Here is a 10,695-nt window from a genome sequence, read left to right as displayed (position 1 = left end):
GCCCATGAGCGGCCCGCAGAAAGTCTGCCTGCGCCCAACCTCGTGCCTTGGGGGTCGGTATTCGATCCCTTCCTGCAGGAGGGGGCAAGTTCCCTCGTGCGACTGATCCCGGAAACGGCGAAGGCTGCCACGGCCTCCGGCGACGGCGAAGCATGCCCAGGGCCGCAGGTTGAACCAAAACGGCCTGCCGTGCAACTTAACTGGCGCACCGTGTCAAGCCTCATGTCGACGGGAAGTCTTCGGACCAGGCACGTCCCGATGCGTCCACGTCATTCCGTAGGTGACGAACCTTCCACCCAACCGTGACCAGCACCATGTCCGAACATCGCACCGACCCGCGCGCCCTCATGGCGCTTCGACTGCCGCGCGCCATGCAGCCGCTCCTCACTTGGCTGACCGGCCGCCCCGCGCCCAGCGAGCGCGCCCGCGTACGCGCCCCGTGGACCTTCCTGCTCGAGGCGCTCGCATGGACTGTGCTCGGGCAGCTGGTCGGCACCGTCGGCTTCGCGACGCATGGCCTGATATCGGCCGCACTGATCGCGCTTTCGCTGGTATTGACGACTGCTGGCGTCAGCCTGTTCCAGATCGCCGTGTTCCACCGATGCGCGCACGCTCAGCTCTTCGCCGACCGCCGGCGCAACCGGGATGTCGGCCGGCTGGTCTCCGCGCTTCTGCTTTTCAAGCACTTCGATCGCTACCAGCAAGAGCACATGAGCCACCACAGCGTCCGCACGCTCCTCACCGAGGGCGACGAGTTCACCGACTTCGTGCTCGGCTTGTGCCGGCTCGAGCCGGGGATGCCCAAGCGGCAGCTTTGGCGCTGCGTGCTGACGAGCCTGGCGTCGCCACGCTTCCACACCCGCTTTCTGGTACATCGGGCGCGGATGTCCTGGATGTCGGGTGACCGCCTGCATGACACGGTCGGCATCACCAGTTGGGCGCTTGGTGCGGCCGGCTGCGCGGCGGCCGGGTGGCTAATACCGTTCTTCGTGCTCTGGGTGCTGCCGCTCACGTTGCTGCTGCAGTTGGTCACGGTCGGCCGCATCCTCATCGAGCACCGCTTTCCCGATCCGTCGCACAGCGGCGATAGGGACAAGGTGTTTCAGTGTCGCGTCACGCTTGGCGTGTTTCCTGGCTCCGCACCGCCGGCGCACGAACGTTGTAGTGGCGATCGATTGAGAGACCTCAATCGCGGCTTGCGTGCCATCGATTGCAAGCGAAAGAGACAAGGCAAGCCGAGTTGAATTCGTGACGAAGGCAAGCAGCGCAGTTGGCCCCTCGATAGCCATGAGATGAATAGGTCGCAGGACATATATGCCAAAGCAACCGAATATCTTCCTCATTCTGACCGATCAGCAGCGGTTTCCGCCGCCCTATGAGAACGCAGACCTGAAGCGCTTCCGCCGCGAAGTGCTCATGGGAGAGCAGAGCCTGCACGACACGGGCGTGTCGTTTGACCGCCACTACGCGATGTCGGCGGCCTGCACGCCCAGCCGCGCGTCCTTGTTCACGGGTCAGTATCCGTCGCTGYACGGCGTCACCCAGACCGACGGGATTTGCAAGGGACCGGACAGTGCGGAAATGCGCTGGCTCGCGCCCGACATGGTGCCGACCATGGGCGATTGGTTCCGCGCTGGCGGCTACCGGACCTTCTACAAGGCCAAGTGGCACGTGTCCCACATGAACCTGCTGGCGCCGGATAGTGACGGACAGCTACAGACGCTGACCAAGGACGGCACGCCGATCCCCGAGAACATCGCGACTTGCCTCAAGGCTGACCTGCAACGTGCCGCCGGACGCCAATGTGGATTCTGCCCGGACCTGAACGGCCACCCCAATGACTCAGGCCTTTCCTCCTGAGCGGCACAGGCACAAGTCCAAGCCACGCCGCGAATACTCGGCCCGAGCGATACGACGCTGCACCTCCCCTCGGTCGCCACCACTGCTGTCGCCGTCAAGGATCGCCACGACCTGGTAGGGGCCTCGCCGGCGCGAGCTATCAATACTCACCCGCCACATCGATCAAGTTCGGGTCTCGCTATCTCAGCGTCAAGATCGGCGAAGACAGCCTGCTTGCGAAAGCCGCGCTGGGTGATCTGTATGTTGGCGTTGGCTTCAGGTTCGGATGTTCAGCAAGAGCGAGTCGGGCTCGCGGATGTCCGACCTCGCTCCACCGATAGGGGGCAAATGGTCTTTTCAAGATTTCGATTAGGAATTGATCATGAATACATTTGCCAAAAAGCTGGGTGCCACAACGACAGCACTGGGTCTCCTCACTATCCTCCCCGCAGGACGCCTCTGCAATTGAGTGCGCGGCCGGTGTCTACCGGGCGGGATGGTCGGCCCCCATGGGGCGGCGGTTACCCGTAGGGCGCCAGTCGTCGTTCGGCCGGCACCGGGCGTTGTTCATCCGGCCCCCGTCACTTGTGCGCGCGGCGTCTATCGCGAAGGGTGCGTGGGACCCCACGGCGAAGCCGCGGTGATTCGGCGATAGGCCAGCGTGGCGCCGGCGCAGAACTAGATCCAGCGAGACGCCGACCCGGGGTTGCACGAGACGCAATGTACTCGGGCTATTTTTGCGTTGGACACTTTTTCCCCTCATCTTCAAACTCCCGCCTCAAGCATTCGCCGCTCGGCGTTTCGCGATTCAAAGACGGGAGACAAGCAAATGACGACGAATTGGGGCATCGCCTCGCACGGAGGTTCCAGAAGATGAGCGGTCCGTTGCAAGGCATCAGAGTGATCGAGATGGCAGGCATCGGCCCCGGTCCTTTTTGCGCCATGATGCTGGCCGACATGGGCGCTGACGTCGTGCGCATCGAGCGTGAGAACGACGTGGCACCGCTGCAAGGCAAGAACGACATCAACAGCCGCGGCAAACACAGCGTCAAAGTCGACTTGAAGTCGCCCGAGGGGGCCGAACAGGTGCTGTCGCTGATCGAGCATGCCGACGTGTTGATCGAAGGCTTTCGCCCGGGCGTGATGGAGCGTCTGGGGCTGGGCCCCGATGTCTGCCTGCAGCGGAATCCGCGCCTGGTGTTCGGCCGGATGACGGGCTGGGGCCAGTTCGGCCCGTTGGCCCATGCGGCCGGACATGACATCAACTACATCGCGCTGAGCGGCATGCTCGGCGCCATGGGCCGCCACGGTGAGCCACCGGCGCCGCCGCTCAACCTCGTCGGCGACTATGGGGGTGGCGCGATGATGCTGGCCTTCGGTATCGCCTGCGCCCTCGTCGAGACACGCGCAAGCGGCAAGGGCCAGGTGATCGACGCAGCCATGACCGACGGCACAGCGCTGCTCGGCTCGTTGTTCTACGGACTGAAGGCCCAGGGCTTCTGGAGCGCGCGGCGCGGCAGCAATCTCCTCGACGGCGCCGCCCCTTCTACGATACCTATGAATGCGCCGATGGGAAGTACGTGGCAATCGGGTCCATCGAGCCGCAGTTCTATGCGCAGTTGCTCGAGACGCTGGGTCTCGCCGCCGACCCGGCCTTCGCGCGCCAGACGGACAAGCGCCAATGGCCCGAGCTCAAGCGCCGCGTCGCAGCAGTGATCGGCACACGCACGCGCGCCGAATGGACCCAGCGCATGCAAGGCACCGACATCTGCTTCGCGCCCGTGCTTGACATGGAGGAGGCGCCACTGCATCCGCACAACCTCGCTCGCGGCACTTTCATCGACATCGATGGCGTGACACAGCCGGCTCCCGCGCCGCGTTTCAGCCGCACGGTGCCTGAAGTGYGTCATGGAGCCGGTCAACCATCGCTCCCCATCGAGTCGGTGCTCTCTCAGTGGAAAGAAGAGGCGCCCTGACGCCCATCACCGCCGTTCATTCATCCATCCAACACCATCCAAACAGGAGATAGAAATATGACCCAACCAGTTATCGTCGCCGGGGTCGGCATGATTCCGTTCAAGAAGCCGGGCGCAAGCGCCAGCTATGTCGAGATGGGCGCCGGGGCTGCGCGCCAGGCACTCGCGGACGCCGGTATCGGCTACGAGCTGATCCAGCAGGCCTACGTGGGCTATGTCTATGGCGATTCGACCTCAGGCCAATCGGCGCTGTACGAAGTCGGCCTCTCGGGCATTCCGATCGTCAACGTCAACAACAACTGCTCCACGGGCTCGTCGGCGCTGTTCATGGCACGCCAGGCCGTCGAGAGCGGCATGGTCGACTGCGCACTGGCGCTCGGCTTCGAGCAGATGCAGCCGGGTGCACTGGGCAACGTGTTCAACGACCGGCCGCCGCCGATGGGCAAGAGCATGGTCGTGTCCGAAGCGCTGACGGCCGACGTCGACCAAATGCCGATGGCCCTGCGCATGTTCGGCGGCGCGGGCCGCGAGCACATGCAGAAGTACGGCACGAAGCTGGAGACTTTTGCCGCCATCCGCGCCAAGGCCAGTCGCCATGCGGTCAACAACCCGTTGGCCATCTTTCGCAAGGAAGTCACCGTCGACGAGGTGATGAACGACGTGCAGGTCTGGCCCGAAGTCATGACGCGCCTGATGGCCTGCCCGCCTACCTGCGGCGGCGCCGCGGCGATCATCGTGTCGGAACGCTTTGCGAAGAAGCACGGCCTGCGCACCGATGTACGCATCCTTGCGCAATCGATGACCACCGACTACCCAAGTTCCTTCGAGCCACCTTCGATGATCAAGATGGTGGGCTTCGATATGGCTCGCTCGGCCGCGCAGCAGGTCTACGAAAAGGCCGGCGTCGCACCCAAGGACATTCGCGTGGCCGAACTGCACGACTGCTTCGCCCACAACGAACTTCTCACCTACGAGGCGCTGGGCTTCTGTCCAGAAGGCGGCGCGGAGAAGTTCGTGAACGATGGGGACAACACCTACGGCGGCCAGGTCGTGACCAACCCATCGGGTGGCCTGTTGTCCAAGGGGCATCCGCTGGGCGCCACCGGCCTGGCGCAGTGCTATGAGCTGACGCACCAGCTCCGCGGCACGGCCGAGGCACGCCAGGTGCAAGGCGCCGAACTCGCACTGCAGCACAACCTTGGCCTCGGTGGCGCCTGCGTCGTAACGCTGTACGGCCGCGGCTGAGCAACCACCCAGAGGAGATCCACCATGACGGACAAGAGCCTCATCGGCCGCTCGCTCGGCGGCGGAAGCGTGGAGGTCGAGAAGGGCCGCCTGCGCTTCTTCGCCAAGGCCACCGGCCAGAACGACCCTGTCTACAGCGACGAGGCGGCAGCGCGCGACGCGGGGCACCCGACCCTGCCGGTGCCACCCACCTTCCTGATGTGCCTAAACAGTGAGGTGTCGGACCTGGCCGAGACGCTCGCCACACTCAAGATGGACCTCCGACGCATCCTGCACGCGGAGCAAGCCTTCGACTATCACCGCATGGCCTATGCCGGAGACACCCTGAAGTTCGAGACCCGGGTCGCCGACGTCTACGAGAAGAGAGGCGGTGCGCTGCAGTTCGTCGTCAATGAGACGCGCATCACCAACCAGAAGGGCGAACACGTCGCCGACCTGCGCGGGACGATCGTCCAGCGCAATGCCTGAGGAGAACGGCACCATGCAACCCATCCGCCATGCCAACGTGAAACTCGGCGACGCACTGCCGGCGCTCAAGCTGCCCGCGATCAACCGCACCACACTGGCCTTGTACGCCGGCGCCTCGGGCGACCACAACCCGATCCACATCGACATCGACTTCGCGCGGAAGGCGCGTATGCCGGACGTGTTCGCGCACGGCATGCTGTCGGCCGCCTACGTCGCGCGACTGCTGACTGATTGGGTGCCGCAGCAGCAGGTGCGCTCGCTCTCGCTGCGTTTCTCGGGCATTACGCACCTCGGCAACGAACCCACGTTGACCGGCCGCGTGGTCGAGAGGTTCGAGGTCGACGGCGAGCCACGCGCGCGCATCGAGATGCAATGCGCCAACCAATACGGCGATCTCAAGATCGTCGCCGAGGCCGTGGTCGCATTGCGCTGACCCGCCACCTTTCCTTTCGCTTTACTCCCGAACAACCGAGACACACATGACCAAACTTACTGGCAAGACCGCCCTCATCACCGGCTCCGGCCGGGGCATCGGCCGCGCCCTGGCGCTCAAGCTCGCTTCCGAAGGCGCCCGCGTGGTCGTCAACGACCTGGATGCCGAACCGGCCAACGAAGTGGTCGAGATCATCCGCGGCATGGGCGGCGAAGCCGTCGCCTGCGCCGGCAGCGTCACGGCATCCGACTTCGCGGAGCGCTTCATCAAGACGGCCGTCGACAACTTCAAGAGCATCGACATCATCGTCAACAACGCCGGCTACACCTGGGACAACGTGATCCAGAAGATGACCGACGAGCAGTGGTACGCGATCATGGATTGCCACCTGACCGCGCCGTTCCGCATCCTGCGCGCCGCACACCCCGTCATCAGCGCCGCAGCTAAGGCTGAAGCGGCTGACGGACAGGAAGTGTTCCGCAAGGTGGTCAACATCTCGTCGATCGCCGCGGGTGGCAACTCGGGCCAGGCCAACTATTCGTCGGCCAAGGCCGGCCTGCTGGGCATGACCAAGACGCTGGCGCGCGAATGGGGCCGCCTGAAGGTCAACGTGAACGCGGTCGCCTTTGGCCACATCGAGACGCGCCTGACGCAAGCGCTGGCCGGCGATGCCAGCAAGACCGTGACGATCGAAGGCCGCGAGATCAAGGTGGGCATCCAGCAATCCATGATCGATGCAAGCAAGCACATGATCCCGCTCGGCCGCCCCGGCACGCCGGAAGAAGCCGCAGGTTCGGTCTACCTGTTCTGCACACCCGAGTCCAACTACGTGTCGGGCCAGGTGCTGATCTGCGGCGGCGGCTTCGGCAACATCTGAGCAGGAAAGGCGCAAGCACATGCTCGACAACATCCGCTCGTCCTGGATGGACGAGGACCTGGAGGCATTCGCCGACACGGTTCGCCGCTTCTGCCGCGAATATGTGGAACCCAACGACCTGAAATGGCGCGATCAGCACCAGACGGGCCGTGAAGTCTGGCGCAAGGCTGGACAGCTCGGGCTGATCCTGCCCGATGTGCCCGAGGAATACGGCGGCTCAGGTGGCACGCCCGCCCACGCGGCAGTGGTGATGCGCGAACTGGGCTATGCAGGCAACTCTGCCTTCGGCTCGGGCATCAACCACATCGTGGGTCACTACATCCTGGCCTTCGGCACCGAAGAACAGAAGATGCGCTGGCTGCCTGGCATCGCCTCGGGGGAGATGATCACTTCGGTCGCCATGACGGAGCCGGGCACAGGCTCGGACCTGCAAGGAGTCCGCACCAGGGCCGAGAAAAAGGGCGACGGCTACGTCATCAACGGCGCCAAGACTTTCATCACCAACGGCCAGATGTGCGACATGGTGGTGGTGGTCGCCAAGACCGACCCCGGCCAGGGCGCCAAGGGCATCTCGCTGTTGATCGTCGATGCCAACGCGCAGGGCTTCCGCCGCGGCAAGGTGTTGGACAAGGTCGGCCAGGAAGGCGGCGACACCTCGGAGATGTTCTTCGACGACTGCGTGGTGCCAGCCGACTGCCTGCTGGGCGGCAAGGAAGGCCAGGGCTTTTTCCAGCTCATGGGCCAATTGCCGTACGAGCGCGCGCAGATCGCGATCGGCGCCGCAGCCCAGATGGAGCGCGCGCTGGCTCTGACAGTGGAATACGCCAAGGATCGGCGAGCCTTCGGCAAGCCGATCATCGAGTTTCAGAACACCCGCTTCGTGTTGGCGGATGTCAAGGCGACGACGCTCGCAGCGCGCACCTTCGCTGACCACATCACGCAACAGTGGATCGACGGCCGGCTCGATGCGAGCCTGGCCTCCATGGGCAAGTTCTGGATCACCGAGCGACAAGGCGAGGTGATCGACAAGTGCGTGCAGCTCTTTGGCGGCTACGGCTACATGATGGAGTACCCGATCGCGCGCATGTACGCGGACGCGCGCGTGCTGCGAATCTACGGTGGCAGCAACGAGATCCAGCGCGAGTTGGTCGGCCGCTCGCTGTAGCCGGTCACCAGGGAGGCGCGCAAAGCTCGATGCTCGTGTGCGCCCGGTTCCGCTTTTCAACCAAGAGATGGGGCGCATGGGCACGGGCACGATGTTGCACGCGCGTGGCCCTGCAGGAGACAACATAATGTATTTGACCCAGGGCCTGCACAAGGCATTGCAACTGCGTCAGGACGCACCAGCCGTGCGCTTCATGGGCAAGAGCCTCACCTACGCGCAACTCGGCGATCGTGTCGCGCGCCTGGCCGGTGCGCTGCAGAAGCTCGGCGTGAAGAGCGGCGATCGTGTGGCGATGTATTCGCTCAATTCAGCGCGATACATCGAGTACGACCTCGCAGTGGTATGGGCTGGTGGAGTGCTCAATCCGGTGAACATCCGCTGGAGCCCCGCTGAAATCCTCTATTCGCTGAATGACTCCGGCACCACCGTATTGATCGTGGACGACACCTTCAAGAAGGCGGTCGCTGGCATTGCCGGCCAGGCCACGACGTTGCGGCATCTGATCTACGCGGGCGACGGAGAAACGCCCGAAGGAATGCTCTGCTACGAGACCCTGATCGCGCACAGCGAACCCGTGCCCGACGCGTGGCGCCATGGCGATGACCTGGCCGGCATCTTCTACACGGGTGGCACGACCGGCTTCCCCAAGGGAGTCATGCTCAGTCACAGCAACCTCGGCATCTCGGCCACCAGCAGCGTGCTGAACGGCAGTTGCGGACCGAAGTCGCGCTACTTGCACTGCATGCCGATGTTCCACCTCGCGGACTTTGCGGCAACGGTCGCGCTGTTCATCACGGGCGGCACCCACATCATCATCCCGATGTTCGAACCCGGTCTTGCCCTCCAGACCATCTCGCATGAACGCGTGACCGAGGTGCTGATGGCGCCGACCTTGATCCAGATGACGCTGGATTGGTTGGAGTCGCACCCGGCTGAAGCGGCGGAGTTCGATCTCTCTTCCATAGAAAGGCTGACCTATGGCGCCTCGCCCGTCTCGCCCACTCTGCTCGTTCGGGCGAAGTCGGTATTCCCGAACGTGGACTTCTACCAAAGCTATGGAATGACCGAGCTGTCGCCGGTGGCTACGACGCTCTTTCCGGAGCATCACCAGGGAGAGACCTTGCGATCGGCCGGACGCGCTGTCACCAACGTCGAACTCAAGATCGTCGACGCCGAGGGCAAAGAGGTGCCGCACGGCACCCAAGGCGAGATCGTGGTGCGCGGCGGCAACGTGATGCTCGGCTACTGGAACAAGCCCACCGAGACGTCGGCGGCATTGAAGAACGGGTGGATGCACACGGGCGACGGCGGTTACATGGACGACCAGGGCTTCGTCTACGTGGGTGACCGCATCAAGGACATGATCATCACGGGCGGCGAGAACGTCTATTCGACCGAAGTGGAAAACGCCGCCACCAGCCACTCCGCTGTCGCACAGTGCGCCGTGATCGGCATTCCCAGCGAGAAGTGGGGCGAATCCGTCCATGCAGTGCTTGTGCTGCGCCCGGGCGCCTTGCTCTCGCTGGAGGAATTGCGTTCGCACTGCCGCGAACGCATTGCCGGCTACAAGCTGCCCCGCAGCATGGAGATTCGCACCAGCCTGCCGACCTCCAGCGTTGGCAAGGTGCTCAAGACTGATTTGCGCAAGACATTCCAAGTCGCCGAGCATGTTGCCTGACATGCGGGCGGCGTACCGTCGGCTTCAAGAGGCGCGGGCCGGGGGCGCGAACAGAGACAAAATCATGACGACACACGCACCCGAGTTCGATATGCGGCTGATGGCCGCCGAGCTCTATCAATGCCTGGAGCAGCAGCGCGCGGTGTATCTGGATCACCCGGAGCCCAGCTATGCTGGAGCGCGTCGCCGACCTGAAGCAGTTGTCGCGACTGCTCAAGGACAATCGCAAGGCATTGGTGCAGGCGGTCTGCCGCGACTACGGCAGCCGCTCGGAGTTCGAGACCCTCTTCGCCGAGTTCTTCGTGGTGCTGGAAACCATCAAGGACAACATCCACAACCTCAAGAAGTGGATGAAGCCGCAGCGCAGGCGAATCGACATGCTGATGTATCCCGGGGCGAGCAACCGCGTGATTCCACAGACCCTGGGCGTTGTGGGAGTGATCGTGCCGTGGAACTTCCCGCTCAACTTGTCCTTCTGTCCGCTCGCGACCATCTTTGCCGCCAGCAACCGCTGCATGGTCAAGATGAGCGAAAACTCAGGCCATCTGGCAGCACTCATGATGGAAATCAGCCCGCGCTATTTCCCGCAGGACAAATTGCGCTTTTTCGATGACGGCGGCGGCCGCGGACCCGCATTCTCCTCGCTGCCCTTCGACCACCTGCTGTTCACGGGATCGGGTTGTTCCTGCCGGCAGGGAAAGAGGTCGAGTTTGCCGAGCACTGCAAGCGCCTGGTGACCGAGCGCTATCCCAATCTGAACGCCCAGGACCACACGGCCATCATCGACGAGCGTTCTTTCGCGCGACTCACCGAACGCTGGAAGATGCGCGAGCCAAGGGTGCCCGTGTCGTGAACCTGGCCGAGGGCCAGCAACCCGACGCCGGCCATCGCAAGTTTTCGCCGCACCTGATCTTCGACCCGACGCCCGACATGACGGTTTCGCAGCGAGAGATCTTCGGTCCCCTTCTGCCGGTGCGTACATACCGGACGGAGGAAGAGGTGGCGGCCTATATC

At 63.8% G+C, this 10,695-nt stretch carries 10 protein-coding genes and 1 pseudogene; all 11 read left to right on the top strand.

Annotated elements, in window-relative coordinates; translation table 11 throughout:
* The first annotated feature begins 314 nt into the window (after positions 1-314).
* Entirely contained in the window at positions 315-1,244 is a 930-nt protein-coding gene (locus AC1DY5_RS27050) for a fatty acid desaturase (RefSeq protein WP_478116392.1), read from the top strand.
* A gap of 70 nt (positions 1,245-1,314) precedes the next feature.
* Positions 1,315-1,860: a sulfatase-like hydrolase/transferase gene (locus tag AC1DY5_RS27045; RefSeq protein ID WP_478116391.1), complete on the top strand. Its 546-nt coding sequence runs from the start codon at positions 1,315-1,317 to the stop codon at positions 1,858-1,860.
* A gap of 852 nt (positions 1,861-2,712) precedes the next feature.
* Positions 2,713-3,815: pseudogene (locus tag AC1DY5_RS27040) on the top strand (CaiB/BaiF CoA transferase family protein).
* Positions 3,816-3,872: 57 nt separating this feature from the next.
* Entirely contained in the window at positions 3,873-5,060 is a 1,188-nt protein-coding gene (locus tag AC1DY5_RS27035) for a lipid-transfer protein (protein ID WP_478116390.1), read from the top strand.
* A 24-nt stretch (positions 5,061-5,084) separates the two neighbouring features.
* Positions 5,085-5,528, top strand: coding sequence for a MaoC family dehydratase N-terminal domain-containing protein (locus AC1DY5_RS27030; protein ID WP_478116388.1), 444 nt, complete (start codon positions 5,085-5,087; stop codon positions 5,526-5,528).
* Positions 5,529-5,541: 13 nt separating this feature from the next.
* Positions 5,542-5,961, top strand: coding sequence for a MaoC family dehydratase (locus tag AC1DY5_RS27025; protein WP_478116386.1), 420 nt, complete (start codon positions 5,542-5,544; stop codon positions 5,959-5,961).
* Positions 5,962-6,007: 46 nt separating this feature from the next.
* Positions 6,008-6,838 (top strand): SDR family NAD(P)-dependent oxidoreductase, encoded by an 831-nt coding sequence (locus AC1DY5_RS27020; RefSeq protein WP_478116384.1) that lies wholly within the window; start codon positions 6,008-6,010, stop codon positions 6,836-6,838.
* A 19-nt stretch (positions 6,839-6,857) separates the two neighbouring features.
* Positions 6,858-8,003: an acyl-CoA dehydrogenase family protein gene (locus AC1DY5_RS27015; RefSeq protein WP_478116383.1), complete on the top strand. Its 1,146-nt coding sequence runs from the start codon at positions 6,858-6,860 to the stop codon at positions 8,001-8,003.
* Between the two features lie 127 nt (positions 8,004-8,130).
* Positions 8,131-9,681 (top strand): long-chain-fatty-acid--CoA ligase, encoded by a 1,551-nt coding sequence (locus tag AC1DY5_RS27010; RefSeq protein WP_478116382.1) that lies wholly within the window; start codon positions 8,131-8,133, stop codon positions 9,679-9,681.
* 170 nt (positions 9,682-9,851) lie between these two features.
* A complete protein-coding gene (locus AC1DY5_RS27005) occupies positions 9,852-10,418 on the top strand; it encodes an aldehyde dehydrogenase family protein (RefSeq protein ID WP_478116380.1) in 567 nt (188 codons plus the stop codon).
* A 112-nt stretch (positions 10,419-10,530) separates the two neighbouring features.
* Positions 10,531-10,695, top strand: a 165-nt coding sequence (locus AC1DY5_RS27000) for an aldehyde dehydrogenase family protein (protein WP_478116394.1), incomplete at its 3' end; no start/stop codon positions are given.

This window comes from Variovorax sp. P4_D9 (assembly GCF_056401695.1).
This window is presented reverse-complemented; position numbering and strand designations above follow the sequence as displayed.

Excerpts from the sequence above, each read along its gene's own strand:
- AC1DY5_RS27030 (WP_478116388.1), top strand. The coding sequence starts at position 5,085 with ATGACGGACAAGAGCCTCATCGGCCGCTCGCTCGGCGGCGGAAGCGTG.
- AC1DY5_RS27025 (WP_478116386.1), top strand. The coding sequence starts at position 5,542 with ATGCAACCCATCCGCCATGCCAACGTGAAACTCGGCGACGCACTGCCG.
- AC1DY5_RS27010 (WP_478116382.1), top strand. The coding sequence starts at position 8,131 with ATGTATTTGACCCAGGGCCTGCACAAGGCATTGCAACTGCGTCAGGAC.
- AC1DY5_RS27020 (WP_478116384.1), top strand. The coding sequence starts at position 6,008 with ATGACCAAACTTACTGGCAAGACCGCCCTCATCACCGGCTCCGGCCGG.
- AC1DY5_RS27005 (WP_478116380.1), top strand. The coding sequence starts at position 9,852 with ATGCTGGAGCGCGTCGCCGACCTGAAGCAGTTGTCGCGACTGCTCAAG.
- AC1DY5_RS27015 (WP_478116383.1), top strand. The coding sequence starts at position 6,858 with ATGCTCGACAACATCCGCTCGTCCTGGATGGACGAGGACCTGGAGGCA.
- AC1DY5_RS27050 (WP_478116392.1), top strand. The coding sequence starts at position 315 with ATGTCCGAACATCGCACCGACCCGCGCGCCCTCATGGCGCTTCGACTG.
- AC1DY5_RS27035 (WP_478116390.1), top strand. The coding sequence starts at position 3,873 with ATGACCCAACCAGTTATCGTCGCCGGGGTCGGCATGATTCCGTTCAAG.